The organism is Gulosibacter sediminis (assembly GCF_030011715.1).
Classification (GTDB): Bacteria; Actinomycetota; Actinomycetes; order Actinomycetales; family Microbacteriaceae; genus Gulosibacter; species Gulosibacter sediminis.
In genome coordinates, this window is sequence record NZ_JASCYH010000010.1 from 51,204 (window position 1) to 70,263 (window position 19,060).

16 protein-coding genes are annotated in these 19,060 nt (G+C 68.6%); 8 read left to right on the forward strand and 8 right to left on the reverse strand.

Annotation, left to right across the window (positions count from 1 at the left end; genetic code table 11):
• The first annotated feature begins 5 nt into the window (after window positions 1-5).
• Window positions 6-392, forward strand: a complete 387-nt coding sequence (locus QM019_RS05250) for a hypothetical protein (RefSeq protein ID WP_282852152.1) — start codon at window positions 6-8, stop codon at window positions 390-392.
• 59 nt (window positions 393-451) lie between these two features.
• Here the strand turns inward: QM019_RS05250 and QM019_RS05255 are convergent, their stop codons facing one another.
• The 3 genes from QM019_RS05255 to QM019_RS05265 form a co-directional block, all read right to left on the reverse strand.
• On the reverse strand, window positions 452-1,933 hold the full coding sequence (locus QM019_RS05255; protein WP_282852153.1) for an HNH endonuclease signature motif containing protein: 1,482 nt from the start codon (window positions 1,931-1,933) through the stop codon (window positions 452-454).
• Window positions 1,934-2,565: 632 nt separating this feature from the next.
• Window positions 2,566-4,374 carry a DNA helicase RecQ gene (recQ, locus tag QM019_RS05260; protein ID WP_282852154.1) on the reverse strand — a complete coding sequence of 603 codons (1,809 nt, stop codon included), beginning with the start codon at window positions 4,372-4,374 and terminating at the stop codon, window positions 2,566-2,568.
• Between the two features lie 89 nt (window positions 4,375-4,463).
• The gene (locus QM019_RS05265; RefSeq protein ID WP_125107610.1) at window positions 4,464-4,763 is read right to left on the reverse strand and encodes a rhodanese-like domain-containing protein; all 300 of its coding nucleotides are present in this window, start codon (window positions 4,761-4,763) and stop codon (window positions 4,464-4,466) included.
• Between the two features lie 273 nt (window positions 4,764-5,036).
• Here QM019_RS05265 and QM019_RS05270 point away from each other — a divergent pair, with 273 nt between their 5' ends.
• Window positions 5,037-8,957, forward strand: a complete 3,921-nt coding sequence (locus QM019_RS05270; RefSeq protein WP_282852155.1) for a DUF7937 domain-containing protein — start codon at window positions 5,037-5,039, stop codon at window positions 8,955-8,957.
• Between the two features lie 67 nt (window positions 8,958-9,024).
• On the opposite strand, the gene QM019_RS05275 is transcribed toward QM019_RS05270, so the two are convergent.
• Window positions 9,025-9,882: an aminotransferase class IV gene (locus QM019_RS05275; RefSeq protein WP_282852156.1), complete on the reverse strand. Its 858-nt coding sequence runs from the start codon at window positions 9,880-9,882 to the stop codon at window positions 9,025-9,027.
• Between the two features lie 66 nt (window positions 9,883-9,948).
• Here QM019_RS05275 and QM019_RS05280 point away from each other — a divergent pair, with 66 nt between their 5' ends.
• Both QM019_RS05280 and QM019_RS05285 read left to right on the forward strand, forming a co-directional pair.
• Window positions 9,949-10,992, forward strand: coding sequence for an FUSC family protein (locus QM019_RS05280; protein WP_282852157.1), 1,044 nt, complete (start codon window positions 9,949-9,951; stop codon window positions 10,990-10,992).
• A 108-nt stretch (window positions 10,993-11,100) separates the two neighbouring features.
• Window positions 11,101-12,297, forward strand: coding sequence for an MFS transporter (locus QM019_RS05285; protein WP_282852158.1), 1,197 nt, complete (start codon window positions 11,101-11,103; stop codon window positions 12,295-12,297).
• Between the two features lie 54 nt (window positions 12,298-12,351).
• Here QM019_RS05285 and QM019_RS05290 read toward each other — a convergent pair whose 3' ends face one another.
• Window positions 12,352-12,645: a YciI family protein gene (locus QM019_RS05290; protein ID WP_125107615.1), complete on the reverse strand. Its 294-nt coding sequence runs from the start codon at window positions 12,643-12,645 to the stop codon at window positions 12,352-12,354.
• A gap of 187 nt (window positions 12,646-12,832) precedes the next feature.
• Here QM019_RS05290 and QM019_RS05295 point away from each other — a divergent pair, with 187 nt between their 5' ends.
• Entirely contained in the window at window positions 12,833-13,651 is an 819-nt protein-coding gene (locus QM019_RS05295) for a PTS sugar transporter subunit IIA (RefSeq protein ID WP_282852159.1), read from the forward strand.
• Between the two features lie 94 nt (window positions 13,652-13,745).
• Complete coding sequence (ulaA, locus tag QM019_RS05300; protein WP_282852160.1) at window positions 13,746-15,293, forward strand: PTS ascorbate transporter subunit IIC; 1,548 nt, start codon at window positions 13,746-13,748, stop codon at window positions 15,291-15,293.
• 207 nt (window positions 15,294-15,500) lie between these two features.
• Here ulaA and QM019_RS05305 read toward each other — a convergent pair whose 3' ends face one another.
• A complete protein-coding gene (locus QM019_RS05305; RefSeq protein WP_282852161.1) occupies window positions 15,501-16,250 on the reverse strand; it encodes a MerR family transcriptional regulator in 750 nt (249 codons plus the stop codon).
• 141 nt (window positions 16,251-16,391) lie between these two features.
• Between QM019_RS05305 and yccX the strand changes: the two genes are divergently transcribed.
• Window positions 16,392-16,667, forward strand: a complete 276-nt coding sequence (gene yccX, locus QM019_RS05310) for an acylphosphatase (RefSeq protein WP_282852162.1) — start codon at window positions 16,392-16,394, stop codon at window positions 16,665-16,667.
• A 23-nt stretch (window positions 16,668-16,690) separates the two neighbouring features.
• Here yccX and hpt read toward each other — a convergent pair whose 3' ends face one another.
• Together hpt and tilS are read right to left on the reverse strand one after the other, a co-directional pair.
• Window positions 16,691-17,320 carry a hypoxanthine phosphoribosyltransferase gene (gene hpt / locus QM019_RS05315; RefSeq protein ID WP_282852164.1) on the reverse strand — a complete coding sequence of 210 codons (630 nt, stop codon included), beginning with the start codon at window positions 17,318-17,320 and terminating at the stop codon, window positions 16,691-16,693.
• Between the two features lie 21 nt (window positions 17,321-17,341).
• Window positions 17,342-18,361: a tRNA lysidine(34) synthetase TilS gene (gene tilS / locus QM019_RS05320; protein ID WP_282852165.1), complete on the reverse strand. Its 1,020-nt coding sequence runs from the start codon at window positions 18,359-18,361 to the stop codon at window positions 17,342-17,344.
• A gap of 174 nt (window positions 18,362-18,535) precedes the next feature.
• Between tilS and QM019_RS05325 the strand changes: the two genes are divergently transcribed.
• Window positions 18,536-19,024 carry an inorganic diphosphatase gene (locus tag QM019_RS05325; protein WP_125107622.1) on the forward strand — a complete coding sequence of 163 codons (489 nt, stop codon included), beginning with the start codon at window positions 18,536-18,538 and terminating at the stop codon, window positions 19,022-19,024.
• Window positions 19,025-19,060 lie beyond the last annotated feature (36 nt).

A 19,060-nucleotide genomic window follows, 5' to 3' on the forward strand; every position in this document is an offset into this window, starting at 1 on the left:
AATCGATGACGTTTTCTCTTCTGCTCGCGCTGCAAGTTGTTGCCGTTGTTGTCGCCGTCGCCGTCACTATCGGCGGCGCCGTGCTCATCGTCATCGGCGCCACTCGACTCATGCGGAAGCCCGTTCCGCCGCGCGCTCAGGAGCCCGGATACTCGCAGCCGGTCGAGTATGACGGCCCCGAACAGGTGCCTGCCGGGTTTGAAGATTCGCCGCGCTGGTTGGATGCGGATGTCACCTCCGACTCACCCGGCGCCTCCTCGCACGTAGCCCGCTATTCGAATGCCGACCTGCACGCCGTTCGCCGCAGTGGCATCGCCTTCCTTGCTGGCGGCATTGTGTTGTTCCTCGTCGGTCTGGTCTTCGTGACGCAGACCTGGACCGCGCTGGCCTGAGCTAACGCCTGACGCCGAGGCGAAGCACTGGCGCCGGCAATTGGCAGAGTCCTCCCTCGCTAGAAGGGAGCGGGATCGACGGCGGGGTCGTAGACGAGCTCGTCGACGGGCTTGAAGATCGGCCCGGGTGGTTCGGGTCGGTTGATGAAGACGTCACCAATTGGCGAGGTCCATTCGAGTACCCCGCCACCGAGATGCCTGACTCTCCACGGTTGTTGGTGCTTCTGCGTGTGATGTCGCCGACACAGGTGGGCCTGGTTGTCGACGCTGGTGGTGCCTCCCGCGGCCCACGGCGTCGTGTGATCGAGGTCGCTGCGGTTGGCGGGCCGGCGGCAGCCGGGGAACCGGCAGGTGCGATCGCGGGCCTGCAGGAATTTGCGCATCTGCGGGGTCGCGATGCGGGTGTCGACGGTAAGCACGTGACCGCTGATCGGGTCGGTGAGGATGCGGTCGAAGCAGGTCACGCTGCCGGCAAGCTCGCGAGCCTCGAACGCGCTGATCGGCTCGGTGCCGTCGATGAGGGCAATGTCGCGCGGTGCGTCGGGGTCGAGCAGGGTGGTGACCGGCACGATGACGCTCACGGTCGCGTTGACGTGCGGGTTGCCCTTGGCCTCGGACTCGAGCGTGCTCTGCGGCACCGTCGTGAGGAGCGTCTCGACGAGCACGTCGGAGCGCAGTTGCGCGACGGTGCGCGGGTCTTCGATGAACTCGGCGTCCTCGGTCGAGAGTTCTTCGCCCGCCGCTTGTGCCGCGCGGACGCGGGCACGGTGCTGTTTCGCGTCTTCTTGGTGCTCGTCGCGCAGTTGGGTCGCACGCTTGTTGATGAGGTCGTAACTGGCGTGGGCCATGCCGGTGGGCATGTCGGCGGTGAGGCGCGACATGCCGCTGCCGAAGTCTTGGATAGTGACAGTGCGCTCTTCGTACTCGCGGTGGAACGCGGCTTCGAATTCGGCGGCGTTGAGGCGGGCGGCGAGTCGTTTCGCGTAACTCTCGGTCTGCCCATGCGTGTGGGTGCGCGCGTAGTCGAGCACCTTCTCGCCGAACTCGTCGTGGCGCTCCTCGCCGACCCTGCGCTCGAACCGGAGGAGCGCGCCCGCATGTCGCATGGTGACGGCGCCCTCATCGAGCGCGGTCATCCAGATCGGAAACTGCGTGGTGAGCCGGTGCGCGTCGAGGGCGCGGTTCGTGAGGGCGATATCGCTTTCGTTGGTGCGAATGCCGAGGCTGGCGACGGTGGAGCGCAGGTGGGACTGGAGGCCGTTCTCGTCGGAGATGATGTGAGCGCCCGCTTCGGCGTCGCGGCGAGTGTGTTCTTCGGCGATGTCGTACGCCTCGGCGAGCATGCGGCACTCGCCGAGGTCGGCTTGGCGGCGCAGCGTATTGAAGTCGACGTAATTGTCGGCGACGTGTCGGGCGCGTGCGGTGAGGTCGTCGTGCTGTGGTTCTGGGGTCGTGCCGTCGGGCTGGTGCCTGTTCGCGCTGCGCGTGGGCTCGAAGTCGTCGTCATCGTCGGGCGGCGTGGCGTGGTTGGGAGCGGTCATCGGGTGTCACCTCCTCGAGCACGAGCGTCGGTGTGATCGGAGCCTGCGGAACTGTTCGTCGTTGTCTTGAAGACGCGTGAGCGGGCCAAAACGTGAGCCCTAGGTGCGATCTCTTTGCGGGGAGTTTCCTGACCGCAACGATGCGGGCGAGGACGAGTCGGCGACGGCTTGGGGACTGGCTTTACTTCACCACGACCCTCCGACATTGAGGGCGTGGGTGGAATCGCGACGGTTTGGGGACTGGTTTCAGTTCACCATGAGCCTCCGACATAGCGGCCACATGGGGGTCCGTGGCGCTCACCTGACTGGCATTCTGCGGTACCGGGTCCTCGACGCCAGCGTCGCCGACGTGACCGCTTCCGGCGCGCGTGCGGTGGATGGGACAGCTTCCGACGCCGTGCCAGGGGCGGCCAGTTTCCGGCCTGCTGCCGCCGGGTGCTATCGCCGTCGCGCTTGCCGAGCCGACACATCAACCGAGCAGCCGCATCCGCCCAGCAGCTCGACCTGGGTACGACGCCGATCGCACCGACTCACTCACGCATAGGTGTTGCGTTCAGCCCCAAACGCACGCGAAAACGAGCCTCGAATGGGGCCAAGCGCAACATCCACAACTTGAAGAGAAGATCGCGAAATTACTCGCGCGACGCGATGACGTCGAGCACCTCTTCGCCGTACTGCTCGAGCTTCGAGCGGCCGACGCCAGAGATGCCGGCGAGCGCGGTGATGGTGTCGGGGCGCTCTACCGCGAGCTCGCGCAGCGTCGCGTCGTTGAACACGACGTAGGCGGGCACCGACTGCTCGCGCGCGGTGTCGCGGCGCCACTCGCGCAGTCGCTCGAAGCGGGCGAGCTGCTCGGGCTGCAGCGAGTCGAGCTCGGGCTTGGGGCGTGACGAACGCGAGCTGCGCACGCGCTGCTCGCGCACATCCGTTCGCAACTGCACCTGTTCGCCGCCGCCGAGCACCGACGCCCCGCGCTCGGTCATGCGCAGCACGCCGTAGTCGCCGTGTGCCTGAATCACGTTCATCGCGAGCAGCTGCCGAACGACCGATCGCCACTCCGACTCGTCGAGCTCGGTGCCGATACCGTAGGTCGACAGCTCGTTGTGCCGGTTCTGCGCGATGCGGTCGGTGTCACGGCCGAGCAGGATGTCGATGAGCTGGCCGGCGCCGAACGCGCGCCGCTGCGAGCGGTCGATGCGCACGATCGTCGAGAGCAGCTTCTGCGCGGCGACGGTGCCGTCCCACGTCGCAGGCGGGTTGATGCAGTTGTCGCAGTTGCCGCACGGCTCGGAGCGCTCGCCGAAGTAGTCGAGCAGCATCTGGCGCCGGCAGCCGGCGGTCTCGCTCAGCGCGAGCATCGCATCGAGGTGGAGCGACTGCTGCCGCTTATAGAAGTCGTCGCCTTCGCCCTGGTCGATCATGCGGCGCTGCTGCACGACGTCCTGCAAGCCATAGGCGAGCCATGCGGTTGACGGCAGCCCGTCGCGCCCCGCACGCCCCGTCTCTTGGTAGTACCCCTCGACCGACTTCGGCAGGTCGAGGTGCCCGACGAAGCGCACATCGGGCTTGTCGATGCCCATGCCGAACGCGATCGTCGCGCACATCACGAGCCCCTCCTCGCGCAGGAACCGCGCCTGGTTCGTCGCGCGCGTCGCCGCAGGCATGCCCGCGTGGTAGGCGAGTGCCGGGATGCCGCGGTCGCTCAGGTACTCGGCCGTCTGCTCGACCGACTTACGCGACAGGCAGTAAACGATGCCGGCGTCGCCCGGGTGCTCGGCCTTGATGAACTTGTGCAGCGAATCGCGGGCGCGGTCTTTCGGCACGATGCGGTACTGAATGTTCGGGCGGTCAAAGCTCGAGACGAACTTCGCGGCGCCGTCGAGGCCGAGCCGCTCGATGATCTCGTCGCGCGTCGCGAGCGTCGCGGTCGCCGTGAGGGCCACCCGTGGGACGTCGGGCCACTGCTCGTGCAGCACGCTGAGCTGCAGGTAGTCGGGGCGGAAGTCGTGGCCCCACTGGCTCACACAGTGCGCCTCGTCGATCGCAAACAGCGAGATGTTGCCGCGCTGGAGTAGCGGGATAGTCGCCTGCAACCGCTCGGGTGCGAGGTAGAGCAGGTCGAGCTCGCCGGCGATGTACTGCTGCTCGACGAGGCGACGCTCGTCGATGTCGAGGGTCGAGTTCAGGTAGGCGGCCCGCACGCCGAGCTGGCCGAGCGCATCCACCTGGTCTTGCATCAGTGCGATGAGCGGCGAGATGACGATGCCCGTGCCTTCGCGCACGAGCGCGGGCACCTGGTAACACAGCGACTTGCCACCGCCGGTGGGCATGAGCACGAGGGCATCTCTGCCCTGCACGACCGCATCGATGATCTCGGCCTGCTGCCCACGAAACTCTGGGTAACCCCATACCTGTTCGAGGACCTGCTGTGCCGTTGTCATACCTACAAGCCTAGGCACTGCCCGAAGTGGGCAGCTCAGTTCTCCACAGCCCCGATGCCGTGGTCACGTTTCCGCAGAAGGGCGCCGCGCTACCCGCGTTCGACGGGGAAGCCCTCGGCCTCCCATTGCGAAATGCCGCCATCGACGTTGGTCGCGTGCTTGCCATAGCGTTCGAGGAAGTCGACGGTGCGCGCCGAACGGCCGCCCGCGTGACACATGATGTAGGCGCCCTCATCGGGCACCTCGTCCATGCGATCCGCGAACTCGCTCAGCGGAATCACCGTCGCGAACGGGATGCGCACCTCGGCGACCTCGTCGTTCTCACGCACGTCAATGAGCGTGATGTTCTCACCCAGTTTGTGCAGTTCTGCAACGGAAATGTTCTCCATGAAGTGAGCTTAGACGCGATTTCTTGGGGGAATCTCCCCGGCGAAACATCAGCCATTCGATGGCATCGACCCACCGCCGAGTCCAACCTGCGGTTGAGATTCGTCGTCGCGTTACGCAGATTTCGTCGAGGCCCGGGGTTTTGTCGCAAGCGGCGGATAGGCTTCACACGATCTCCTCAGTGAGGGCTGCTCAACGGCGGTGCGCTGCGGGGTCGAACCCACCAGAACTCATGAGCGTGGTGACAGTTCGCCGCCGCGCGCGAAGGAGCAGCAGTGAGCGACAGCTACTCGAATCAGCCGAACGGGTACGGAGCTCCCTCGGGAGGCTACGGCCAGGGCGCGCCAGGGCAGAACCAGCAGGGCTATGGCCAGCAGCAGGGTCAGTTTGGCCAGCAGCAGGGCTACGGTCAGCAGGGCCAGCAGCCTGGCGGATACGCGGGCCAGCCCGGTCAATACGGTCAGAACCAGCAGGGTCAGTTTGGCAGCCAGCAGGGGCAGCCCGACTACGGCCAGCAGCAGCCTGGCGGATACGCGGGCCAGCCCGCTCAGCAGGGCCAGTTCAACCAGCAGGGGCAGTTCGCCCCGCCCCCGCCCCCGCCGCAGCCTCGCCCGCGCCCGCAGTTGCTCAAGAGCTCGAAGCTCGACTGGGTGCGCGACATCGGCGGCGCCGCGCTGCCCCTCATCGCGCTCGTCATGGTGTGGCACGTCGCGCAGACCCGCAGCGGCATCGCGCTCACCGCGACCGAGATCGCGCCGGTCCTCACCTCGATCGTCGCGGCGCTCGCGGGCATCCTGCAGATCGTGACGCGCTTCGGCATCGTCGGCATGCCGCAAAACACGCTCTACCTTATTCGCGCCGCCGCACAGGTGCCGTTTATCGTGACGTTCGTCGTGTACTTCGTCTTTGATGTGGTCAACGCGATCACGACCTCGAGCAAGTTCGACGGCAGCCTCGACGTCGCATTCATCGGCCTCGGTGCCGGTGCGGCCGTTGCTCTCGCGGGTGCCGCGCTCAACGTGCAGAGCCGGGACTACGAGGCCGGCCCGAACCGTGACCAGGTCAACCCGATCGCGGTCACCGCGACGAAGGTCCTCAGCTGGCTGCTCGTCGGCATCGTCGCCCTCGGCGCGCTCGTGTTGATCATCGGCTCGATCTTGTTCGCGGCAGCGCTCGCCGACGCGTTCGGCAGCTACGGCTCGGTCAACCCGGTCGGCATCATCCTCAAGGTCGTCTTCGGCGTCCTGCTTGCGCTTGCGATCGGCCTCGCCCCGGCGCTGCTCGCCAACCTCGGCTCCGAGCCGGCCCGCATCGCGACCATCGCGATTGGTGCCGCGGCGCTGCTTGCCTGGATCCTCGACGGCACCTTCGGCCTCGCCTTCTCGATCACCGGCATCGAGTCGGTCGTGCCGCTCGCCGCCTTCTCGGGCGGCGCAGGCTTTGTGCCCTTCGCGCTCGTGGCCGCAGCTCCGCTCGGTGCCCTCGCGCTTTCGCCCGAGGCACAGCGCTCGACCAAGCCGATCGAGCCGACCGTGCGTTGGTTCTCGGCGCTCGGCCTCTCGCTGCTCGCGATCGCGGCGGTCGCTCTGACGGCGGCGCTTGGCGCGATCGGTTCGTTTATCCCGGTCTACGACGGTGCAGAGCAGGACAGCGGTCGAGTCACGCTCACCGTGATCATCCTCGTGCTCTCGGTCGTCATCGCGGGTGCCGCTGTGTACGGCTACTTCGTGCTGCGCGGCAAGGCCACGCCTCCGCAGCAGCTCCACCAGGGCGGGTTCCCACAGCAGGGCCAGCCGCGGCAGCAGGCCGCGGGTCAGCTGCCGCGCATCTCGCAGCTCGTGCTGCTCATCATCACGGGCGGCATCGCCGGCATCGGCATCATCGCGATGATCTTCGGCCTCATCGAGCAGCGCATGTTGAACGCGATCGGCGCCAGCACGGTGCCTGCCGTCTACATCTTCGCGATCTACGTGCTGCTGCCGTTGATTCTCGCCGCGGGAGTCCTCTTCGTGCCTGCACTGAAGCAGCACTTCGTGGCCACTGGCACCGCGCTGAAGACTGGCGGCCAGGGCGGCCAGAACTTTGGCCAGCAGCCCGGCCCGCAGCAGGGCTACGGCCAGCAGGGTCAGCAGCAGGAACAACAGGGCTACGGCCAGCAGCGCCAGCAGTTCGGTCAGCAGCAGTTCGACCAGCAGCAGGGCAACCAGGGTTACGGCCAGCAGCCGCAGCAGGGCTTCGGCCAGTCGAACCAGCAGCAGTCGTTCGGTCAGCAGCAGGGTCAGTACGGCCAGCAGCAGTCCGGCGCTGAGCAGTCGGGCGGCTACGGCCAGCGCGACGCGGCCGGTGCGCAGGGCCAGTACGGCCAGCAGGATGCGCCGAACCAGCCGCAGGGCGGCTACGGCCAGCCCCCGCAGCCGGGCAGTGCATTCGGCCAGCCCGCGCAGGGCGGTTACGGCCAGCAGCAGGCCGACGCAGCGCCAGCGCAGAACGAGCAGGCTTCGTTCGGCCAGCCCGGGGCCGCGCAGCAGCAGTCGCCGTTCGGTGGCTACGGCCAGCCCGCAGCAAGCGAGCGGGCCGGCGCAACTGAGGCCGCGTCCGACTCGGCAATCGTGAACGACTCCGCGATCGCAAGCGACTCGGCCACCGCCGAGACGCAGCGCGACGAGAACGCAGCCGACTCCGGCTTCGGCGCACCCGCGTGGGCCGGCTTCGGGGCGGCGGCTGCCGGCACGGCCGCCGTTGGCGCGGCCGCCGCCTCGTCGAACGACGACGAGGCGACCGAGTCGAACGCGGACGCAGCTTCGGGCGCCACGACCGAGGCCGGGGCCTCGACCGGCTACACCGGCTACACCGGCTACGGCGCGCCTTCCACGAGCGAGTCGACCGACGACGCGGCTTCGGACGCGACGACCGAGGCCGAGACCTCGACCGGGTACGCCGCGTATTGCGCAACCGACTCGAGCGATTCCGCCGCCGAGCAGGCATCGAACGACGAACCCGCATCGGAGTCGACGACCGACGCCGCGCCCTTCGGCGGCTACGCCGGTTACGGCACCAGCGCGTCGAGCACCGACGAAGCGAACACCGACTCGGCCAACGCCGACGAGGCGAGCGCCGACAACGCAGACTCGACTGAGCCTGAAGCAGCCGTGGCCGGCACCGAGCAGTCGGGCGGTTACGGCTTCCAGTCGTCCACGCAGCAGTCGTCGTCGGCCTGGGGCTCGCTCGAGACCGGCGCAACCCCGACGCGTTCCGAAAGCCCGGTTGCGGAGTCGGCAGACGCCGACACCGCAACGGAACAGGGTGCGGAAACCGCGAGCGACGAGGCCTCGGCTGACTCGACCGGCTACGGCGCACCCGCGGCTAGCTACGGTGACGCACCCGTCGCCGACTCGACCGTGACCGAGGATGCATCGGGCGAGCCGGAAGCGCAGACCGAAAGCGGCTGGACCCCGGGCTGGAGCACCGACAGCTCGGCAACTGACGCCACGCCGGCTGAGACGAGCGGAACCGCAACCGAGACCACCGAAGCGGCGACCGATGACTCGCAGTCGTACGGCTCGACCTACGGTGAGCAGCCGAGCGCCGACTTCGGCGACGCCACGGAGTCGACCGAGTCGGTCAGCGACGAGGCCCCCGCGCAGGACTCGGGGTACAGCTACGGCTATCAGCCGAGCGTCAATTTCGGTGGTGGCGACGATCAGGCGGCAGCTGAGTCGGCGACGTCCGATGACGCCTCAGTTGAGTCGACCGAGTCGGCCGTCGCTGAGACTCCGGCGCAGGACTCGGGGTACAGCTACGGTTACCAGCCGAGCGTCAACTTCGGCGGCGACACCTCGCAGCAGACCGACGCGAGCAGCGCATCCGTGCCCGCATCGTCGGCCACCGAGGCGAACACCGAGCAGGGCTATGGCTACCTCTCGCAGCCCGAGCAGTCGGCGCCGACCGGCGTCGAGGCGCCCGAGGCGCAGGACGCGCCGCAGGAGCCCGCGCGGGCCGACCTGCCCTCGCTCGCACGCCGGGCGCTCGAGTCTGACGCCAGCGCATCCGAGCTCGAAGCGATGAAGGAGCACCGCGAGCTGTGGCCGTACCTCGCGGCGGCGCCCGCCGCGTCGCCCGAACTGCTCGACTGGCTTGGCCAGACGAACGACCCGACCGTGCTCGCGTACCTGCGCAACCGCGGCCACCAGGCCTAGCACCAATGACGAAGCGGGGCGTCTCCAACAGGAGGCGCCCCGCTTCGTCGTTCAGCGACAAGCCGAGCTACGCGGATCCGGGCACGCGCAGCATCCGCGCGACCCGGCCGTGCAGCGGCGAGCGCGGCACGTCGACGCCGTCAACCGATTCGATCGGCGCGAGGATGCGACCCGACGACAGTAGCCAGGCGCCCTGCACCCGCGACAGCACCTCGCGGGGCAGTTCGTCGAAGCGCACGCTGAGGCCGTCCTCGGCGGCGGCATCCATGAGCGCGCGCAGCGTCGTCGACGGCAAGATGCCGTCCTGCTTCGGCGTTACGAGCTCACCGTGGAGGTCAACCACGAGCGCCGACGTCGGCCCCTCGAGCAGCCGACCCGAGGGCGTGACAAAGATCGCATCGTCGGCGCCGTTCGCCTTCGCCCAGCGCTTCGCCGCCATGTTGATGCCGTACGACAGGCTCTTCGCGCCCGGCAGCAGCCACGGCAGCTGGCTCGTCTCTTCGGCTTCGTGGCCACGGTCGAGCACGACGACGCGCACGCCCTCGCGCTCACGCAGCACCGCTGCAGAAACCGGCTGCATCATCGCCCAGCAAGTTGCGTCGCCGCCAAACTCGGGGCCGCGCGTCTCGACGAGGCGCACGGTCGCTTCGGGATGCGCATCCCAGTCCCATGCGTCGACGAGCGCAGCGACCGCGCGCTCGTAGCCGGCGCGGTTGGGCTCGGGCAGCGAAAGGATGTGCGCCGACGTGGCGAGGCGGTCAAGGTGGGCGGGCAGGTCGATCACGTGGCCGGCGCGGCACGAAGCGACGTCGAAGACGCCATCGCCGCGTACGACGCCGAGGTCGTCAGCGCGCAGCAATGGAGTTTCGACATCGACGAGCGAGCCATCGAGCAGCGCGACCAACTGAGGAACAGAAGCGGTCATGTCACCAGCGTAGGGCGCGCATCCGCTCTCGCCCGGCATTCGGCGGGGCAGCCTAAGCTGAAAGTCATGCGCTTCTTCTCGCCCCTCCTCGCGACCAAGCGCATCCCGTGGTTGCAAGTGGCAAAGACCTTCATTGCCATCGCGCTGTCGTGGGTTGTGTCGATGTTCGCGCTCCAGGTCGACATGCCGATCTTCGCCGCCATCGCGGCGCTGCTCATCGTCGCCCCGAACCTCAACCAGACCGCGTCGAAGGGCATCGAACGCACGCTCGGCGTGATCGCCGGGGTCATCATTGCAACCGTGTTCGGCGGCATCTTCGGCCACAACGCGATCGCTGCGATCGCGGCCATCGCCGTCGCCCTGCTCATCGGCTGGGCTGGTCGCCTCAGCCTCGGCATGCTGAACCAGATGGCGATTAGCGGCATGATCGTCATCGTCATGGGCGGCGGCAGCGTCGAGTTCGCGCTCGACCGCATTATCGAAACGATCATCGGCGCGATCATCGGCTTCCTCGTGAACATGCTCATCGTCGCGCCGGTGCACGTCGAGCCCGCGCGCCAGCGCGTCGCCGACCTCGGTGCCGAGCTCGCAGCCTCGCTCGGCCGCCTCGCTGATGCCCTCGAGGTGCCACAGAGCCCCGGCGATCTGCAGGGCCTCATTCTCGAGGCGCGGCTGCTGCGCAACATGGTCGAGGTGAGCCGCAAGGCCATCGAAGAGGCGCGGGAGTCGCTCGCACTCAACCCGCGCGGCCGCAGGAACCGCGAGCAGCTTGACGAGATGGATGCGCTGCTCGAGACGAAACTGCAGTCGATCGTCACCGAGGTGATCGGCATGACCCGCGCGTTTTACGACCACTACGACGACTCGCTGCCCGAGGAGCCGATGGCGCACGACATCGCCGAGCAGCTGCGCCGCTGCGCCCACGACGTGCGGCTCGCGGTGCACCTCGCCGAGGTCGACCCGGAGCCGCTCACCTCGGCGATTCCGGCGCTCACGGCACCGCTCGAGCTCTCGGCGCCGCGCGGCCAGCGCTGGATTCTCATCGGGTCGCTCATGGAAGACCTGCGCCGCATCCGCGAGACGCTGCTCACCGATGGGGACGACGACTAGTCGCATCATCGCACGTGGTCACCCGAGCCTCATAGGAGTGGGAGACTGAATGCTTGTGAGCGTCGCGGCCACACGGGGCGCGCGGCAGGGGAGAGAGCGGTTGAGTAGATGACGCAGGCGAGTTTCTGGAGCGGCTCGCGCGTGTTCTCGCTCGTCGCGGTCGTGCTGCTCGCGGGCAGCTTGCGCGCCGGCGTCACGGCGTTCGGCCCACTCGCGGTGCGCATAGGTGCCGACGTCGGCCTGAGCGCGACCGAGGTTGGGGCGCTCGCGGCGTTGCCGGTGCTTGCGTTCGGCCTGTTCGCGGTGCCGACCGCGCCGCTGGCCCGCCGCCTGGGCTTCGACCGGCTGGCGCTGCTCAGCCTCATCGTGCTCGCCGTCGGCCTCGGGCTGCGCCTGCTCATGCCCGAGTGGTCGCTCTGGATTGGCACCGCGCTGCTCGGCGTTGGCGTCGCGACCCTCAACGTGCTGCTCCCGGTGCTCGTCAAGCGCGACTTTGCGCCGAACGCGCCGCTCGTGCTCGGCATCACGACCTGCACCATGACCGGCACCGCGGCCCTCGGCGCCGGCCTTGCCGTGGCGATCACCGACACGACCGGCGGCCAGTGGCGGCTCGCGCTCGCAGCTTCCCTACCCGTCGTCGTCGTGGCGATCGCACTCTTCGCGGTGCGCGGCTGGCGCGACCGGCTCGGCATCGCGTCGAGCGATCACTCGCCGCACGTGAACATTTGGCGCTCGCCGATCGCGTGGTCGGTCACGGCCTACATGGCGTTGCAGTCGACCGTGTTCTACACCTTCGTGAACTGGATGCCGACGATCGAACAGAGCAGCGGCGTGAGCGAGGTGAACGCGGGCCTGCACCTCGCGATCGCGCAGGTCTCGGGCATGCCGCTCGGCTTCCTCGTTGCCTGGCTCATGAACCGCTTGCGCGACCAGCGGATCATCGCCGTCGGCTTCCTGCCGATCACCGCCATTGCCTTGCTCGGTGGGATGTTCCTGCCGCACCTCATGCCCGTGTGGACCGTCATGATCGGCCTCACGACCGGCATGATGCTGCCCGTCGCGCTCGGGCTCATCTCGGAGCGCGCCGCGACCGCGGGCGATGCCGCGCGCATGTCGGGCATGGCGCAGTCGATCGGCTACTTCTGCGCGGGCCTCGGCCCGATCGTCGGCGGCGGCCTGTTCGAGGCGACGGGTAGCTGGATGGCGACCCTCGGTCTGTTGCTCGCCTGCGTCACAGGCCTCGTGTTCGCGGGGCTCGCCGCGGGCCGCGACCGTACGCTCGGTTCGTCGGCGGCTGAGCGCTAAACCGCCCGCACCCTCGGCGAGGATGCGGGCGGCACGTCTGCGGCGATGGGCTGGCTAGATCAGGTCTTCGAAGTTGAAGAACGACTTGTTCCACGCCGAGATCTCGACTTTTGCGAACAGGCCCTGCTGCGAATAGGGGTCGGCCTGCGCGAACGACTCGGCCTCGTCGAGCGTCTCGACGTCGACGATAACGAGGCTGCCGATGGGGTCGCCAGCCTCGTTACGCTTGGCGCCTGCCGCGAGCAGGCGGGGGGTGTTCTCGCGCAGCCACGCAAGGTGCTGGGGACGTAGTTCGAGGCGCTTGTCGACGCTGTTGGGGAGGTCGTCTGAGTTGATGGCGTACGGCACCTGGGCTCCTTCGTAATGGCTTCCCTTGCAGCGTAGCGCGCGCCGATCCGGGCGGCCTTGGCCGCCTACCACTTGCGATCGCAACAGGAAAAGTTGCGGGGGGCATTTTTTCAACGTTGACTTGGAGTAGCACAAAGTGTCCTGTGAACCGGCGCCCGCCCGGCGAGGACCGTACAAAGGAGACCAAGTGAGCAAGCTCAGCTCTCTCATATCCACCGACGCCGTGCAACTCTATGTTCCCGCCGAGGACTGGCGCTCGGCCGTCATCGCGGCGGGCGAGCTGCTTGTGCAGACCGGTGCGACCGAACCCGAGTACACCGACTCGATGCTCGCGACCATCGACGAGCACGGCCCGTACATCGTCATCGCGCCTGGCTTCGCGCTCGCCCACGCGCGACCCGATGCGTCCGTGAAGCGCACTGGCCTCAGCTTCGTGCGCCTCGCGAACCCCGTCGAATTCGGTGCCGGTGCCAACGACCCGGTCACGATCGTCATGGGCTTGGCCGCCGCCGACTCGACGGCGCACCAGCAGGCGCTCGCCGCTCTCGCCGGCGTGCTCGGCGACCCGGTGCGCCGGGCCGCGCTCGACACCTCGAATACGCCCGAGGCCGTGCTCGAGGTGCTCACGAGTGAGCCGGCACAGGTGCAGGCCGCCGCGAAGCCCACACCCCGCCACGCGGCCGACGACGGCGAGGTCGACCTCACCGGCACCGTCGCGTCGAAGGGGCACATTCTTACCGTGTGCGGCAACGGCGTCGGCACGAGCATCTTCCTCAAAAACACGCTCGAGCAGGTACTCGGCAAGTGGGGCTGGGCGCCGTACTTCACGGTCGAGGCGACCGACACGATCTCGGCCAAGGGCAAGTCGAAGGAAGCCGACCTCGTGCTCACCTCCGGCGCCATCGCTGAGTCGCTCGGCGACCTCGGCGTGCCCGTCGAGATCATCGGCGACTTCACTTCGCAACAGGAGATCGACGGCGCGCTGCGCCGCCGCTACGCCGTCTAACGCGCGACCAGGCAGTCGGGCCGTGGCGCGCATCCGCTCGCGCACCGCGGCACTCGGCCAGCGCATCCTCAGCTTCTAGGTATTGGAGAGCACCATGGACGTGATCTACGCGATCGCCCAGTTCCTCGTCAACGAAATTCTTAGCGTGCCGGCGTACCTCATCGGCATCATTACCGCGGTCGGGCTCATCGCGCTGCGCAAGAGCGCCGGCGCGGTCATCGGTGGCGGCATCAAGGCCACCCTCGGCTTCATGCTCATCGGCGCCGGCGCGGGCCTCGTCACCGCCTCGCTCGAGCCGCTCGGCGTCATGATTCAGGGCGCGCTCGGCGCGCAGGGTGTTGTGCCGACGAACGAGGCCATCGCGGGCATCGCGCAGGAGGAGTACGGCGCGCAGGTGTCGTGGCTCATGATCCTCGGCTTCGTCGTCGCGCTGCTACTCGCGCGCTTCACACCGCTGCGCTACGTGTTCCTTACCGGCCACCACATGCTGTTCATGGCGACGATGATCACGATCGTCATGGCCTCGGCCGGCATGAACACCTGGGTCGTCGTGATTCTCGGCGCTGTGCTCCTGGGCATCCTCATGGTCGCCCTGCCCGCGCTTGCGCACCCGTGGATGAAGAAGGTCACCGGCGACGGCTCGGTCGCGATTGGCCACTTCGGCACCGCCGGCTACGTCGCCGCGGGTGCCGTCGGCCGCCTCGTCGACCCGAAGGGCAAGAGCCGCTCGACCGAAGACATCAAGGTGCCCGAGGGCCTGCGCTTCCTCCGCGATTCGATGGTCGCCACCGCGCTGTCGATGGTGCTCATGTACGTCATCGTCGCGGTTATCTACCTCATCCGCGTCGGCGAGACCGAGGCGTTCGAGGCCTTCGGCGGCGCGACCAACGTCGGCAACTTCCTCATGCAGTCGGTCACACAGGGCCTCGGCTTCGGCATCGCGGTCGCTGTGATCCTCTTCGGTGTGCGCACCATTCTCGGCGAACTCGTGCCCGCGTTCCAAGGCATCGCGGCGAAGGTGGTGCCGGGCGCCGTGCCCGCACTCGACGCGCCCATCGTGTTCCCGTACGCGCAGAACGCCGTGCTCATCGGTTTCCTCTCGTCGTTCGTCGCCGGCCTCTGCGGCTTGTTCGTGCTCGCCGCCTGGCTCGGCCCGGCATTCGGCCTCGCCGTGATTCTGCCTGGCCTCGTGCCGCACTTCTTCACCGGTGGTGCCGCGGGCGTCTTCGGTAACGCGACCGGCGGCCGCCGCGGTGCGATCGCGGGTGGCTTCGTCAACGGTCTGCTCATCACGTTCCTGCCCGCGTTCCTCATGCAGGTGCTCGGCAGCTTCGGCTCGGCGAACACGACCTTCGGTGACGCCGACTTCGGCTGGTTCGGTATTCTCATCGGCTACGGCGCGAACGCTGGCGCGGTGCTCGGTGCCGTGCTGCTCGCGGTGATCGGCCTCGTCATTCTCGTCGTCGCGATCATCGTGCAAAAGCGCGTCGTCGAGCGCGATTGGGATGCGGCACCGAACCGTCGCGGCGGGATGGACGGCTCGAGCGAGTCGACCGGCTCGGCCACCGCGAACGCGGGCAACTTCGCGCGCATCGCCCCGCCGAAGGGCGCGCCGCGGCCGCCCGCCTCGATCGAGGGCTAGGCGCGAGCCACCCCGACCACGAAATCCCCGGTGCGTGGGCGAACGATTCGCCTCACGCACCGGGGATTCTTTGTGGTTGGGGTGGCCACGTTGTTCTTCGCTGTCGCGCTGTGAGCGCCGGGGCGCGGGTGTGAGTGGCGCTGTGAACGACAACTGGCGCGATGCCGACGGCGCCACTTGTCGCTGACCGCGCCTGGGCTGCTCCACCTAGAGCGAGCTGTCGGCGTAGGCGAGCAGGGCGTCGCGCACGAACTCGGCGCCGTGCTCGGATGCGCGGGTGTAGTTTGCGGCGAAGCGCGGGTCGTCGGCGTACATGGTGGCGAGGCCCCGCAGGGCGTCGGCCGTGAGCGGCTGGCCCTGCCACGCGCGTCGCAGCCAGGCGACGTGCTGTGCCGCGACCTGCTGCGCCGCGGCCGACGCGGGCTCGTCGCCGGCGGTGATGCGCGCATCCCAGGCGTCGTTGAGCGTGTCGAGCTCGGCGCGGAACTCGGCCTGGCCCGCCTCGCCGAGCCCCGCCCGCCAGCTGTTGCTGCGGTCGGCAGCCTCGGTGCCCCAGCGCTCGCGCACCTCGGCGTCGTACTGCGTGTGGTCAAAGCCGTCGAACATGTCCTTCGGCATGATGTCTTCTTTCTCGTTGATTGCGGTGATGGTCGCATCGATGGCGGCGATCTGGCGGCGGATGCGCGCCCGCTCGCCCGTGAGCCGCTCGCGCAGCTCGTGCAGCGCGGCGACGTCGTCGAGCTCGCCGTCAAGGATCTCGCGAATGCTCGCGAGGTCGACGCCGAGGTCGCGCAGGCCGAGGATGCGCTGCAGCCGCACGAGCGACGGCTGCCTGTAGAACCGCAGCCCGCCGTGGCCGACACGGTCGGGCGGCAGCAGGCCGATCTGGCCGTAGTGCCGCAGCGTGCGCGAGGTGACGCCGGTCGCGGCGACCACCTCGTGAGTCGACCATTCCATGGGCCCTCCTTCGATGCGGTCACGACGCTATCGGTTGACGTTACGTCAACCGCAAGCCCGAAATCGCAACTCCTGCGAAAGGGAGGCCAGCCCGGCCCGAGCATCCAGCCGCTGCCGGGCGCGCATCCGTACCCTGGCCGTATGGCTACGAAGCGAGTGCGAGGGTACGTGTCGGGCGTTGTGCAGGGCGTCGGGTACCGCTACTCGACGGCCCACGAGGCGCAGCGGCTCGGCCTCGGCGGGTACGTGCGCAACCTGTTCGACGGTCGAGTCGAGTTCGAGGCCGAGGGCGAGGCGGATGCGGTCGACCGGCTCGTCGCGTGGGCGCACCGCGGCCCGCGCTCGGCGAGCGTCGACGGCGTCGAAACGAGCGAGCAGCCGCCGCGCGGCGACACCGAGTTCGAGATTCGGGGCTAGGCCGACGTAGAGCCGACTCTGCGCTACTGCGCGGGCTCTTCGATGCCCGGGCGGAACACCTTGCGGGCCGGCTCAACGGGGCGCGCGGCGTCGGCCTCGTCGGCGCCGTAGACGTGCGGGCGCAGCACGACGACGTCGTGGAGGTTGCGGTAGCGCTCGTCGTAGTCGAGGCCGTAACCGACGACGAACTCGTTCGGCACATCGAAGCCGATGTAGCGCACGGGCACGTCGACCTTGAGACGCGAGGGCTTACGCAGCAGCGTGCAGATCTCGACCGAGGCGGCGCCGCGCGACTGGAGGTTCTGGCGCAGCCAGCTCAAGGTGAGGCCCGAGTCGATGATGTCTTCGACGATGAGTACATCGCGACCGGTGAGGTCGGTGTCCAGGTCCTTGAGGATGCGCACGACACCCGACGACACGGTGCCGGAGCCATATGAGGAGACGGCCATCCAGTCCATCTCGAGCGCAATGCGCAGCTCGCGTGCGAGGTCGCTCACGACCATCACGGCGCCTTTGAGCACGCCGACGAGCAGGGGAGTGCGGTCGGCGTAGTCGGCCTCGATGTCACGAGCCAACTCGCCGATGCGCTCGGAGATTTCCTCGCGGCTCAGCAGGACTTCGCGGACGTCGGCCTCAATGTCGGATGCGCGCACGTGGTTCCTTTCGCGGTGGCGTTAGTGCTCGGTGTCGTCGACGCCCTGCTCGGCGAAGCCGAAGAACAGGCGGCCGGCGCTGCGTTCGACGCGGATGCCCGGCAGGTCAATGGGGCCCTGCCCGCGCCACTCGGTGGCGAGCGCGGCGACGGCCATGGTGTGCGCTCGCGAGAGCGAGACGCCGAAGCCCTGCTCGGCCACGGCGCGGCAAATGCGTTGGCGGAGTGCGGCCGGCTGCGTGACGAGGCCGCCGACGTCGAGCGTGACGCGACCATCGGCATCGGTGTCGACAATCTCTTGCGCCCATTCGAGTGCGAGGGCGTCGAGAGTCTCGGAGTCTTCGCGGAGCGTCGTCGCGGTGCGCGCGAGCGCCTCGGCGATGCCGGGGCCGAGCTCGGACTCGAGCACCGGCATGACGTTCTTGCGAATGCGCACGCGCTTGAAGCGCTCGTCGTCGTTCATCGGGTCGTGCCACGGCTCGAGGCCCTGGTCGCCGCACGCCTGGCTGGTCTCTTCGCGGCGGATGCCGAGCAGCGGGCGCACGAGCGGGCCGTTGACGACGGCCATGCCGTGCAGCGACTTGCCGCCCGAGCCGCGCGCGAGGCCGAGCAGCACGGTCTCAGCCTGGTCGTCGAGCGTGTGTCCGAGCACGACGTAGGATGCGCCGAGCTGTTCGCGCACGCGGTCGATCGCGCCGTAGCGGGCCGCGCGAGCGGATGCTTCGGGGCCGGCGCCGTCGTCGACGACGTCGATGCGCTCGATCACGACGGGGTCGAGGCCGAGGCCGCGCGCCTGCTCGGCCGCGCGCTCGGCCTGCTCGCCCGAGCCCGGCTGAAGTTGGTGGTCGACGATGACCGCGCCCACGCGCATCCCGGCCCTCGGGCCCTCGAATGCAAGGCCCGCGGCGAGCGCGAGCGAGTCGGGGCCGCCAGACAGCGCAGCCAGCACGAGATCGCCCTCGGCAGCGACGCCGCGCAGCGAGTTACGCACAGCGCGCCGAATATCGGCTACCGGCGGGGTGAGGCGGGGTCGATCAGTCACACCCCAATCGTACTCGGGCGAGGCCGCTGATTGCACGGAAGTGCTGATCGCGCTCAGCAACCGGCCCACTCCGTCGCCGTCGGGTGGTCACAGGATGTTCGGGCTCGCGCCGCGCGCGGGCGGTAATCTGGTGCCGTCAACGCCCCCGGGCGACCCTTCACACCAGGAGCAGAATTGAGCACCTACGACGTCGTCATCGAGATTCCTCGTGGCAGCCACAACAAGTACGAGGTCGACCACGAGACCGGCCGCGTCTACCTCGACCGCGTGCTGTTCACCCCGTTCGTCTACCCGGTCGACTACGGCTACTTCGAGCACACGCTCGCCGACGACGGCGACCCGCTCGACGCGCTCGTGCTGCTCGAGTACCCCGTCTACCCGGGCATCGGCCTGAAGGTGCGCCCCGTGGGCGTGCTGCACATGTCCGACGAGGCGGGCGGGGACGACAAGATCCTCTGCGTGCCGGCGAAGGACCCGCGCTTCGCGCACATCCAGGAGCTCGAGGATGCGCCGCAGAACACCCGCGACCAGCTCAAGCACTTCTTCGAGCACTACAAGGACCTCGAGCCCAACAAGTGGGTCAAGGTCGACTCGTGGGGCTCGGCGGCCGACGCCGAGGCGATCATCGAGCGCTCGCTCGCGGCCTACAAGCCGGCCGAGTAGGTAGCTGAGCCAGCTGAACGACGAGGGGCGGGGCGC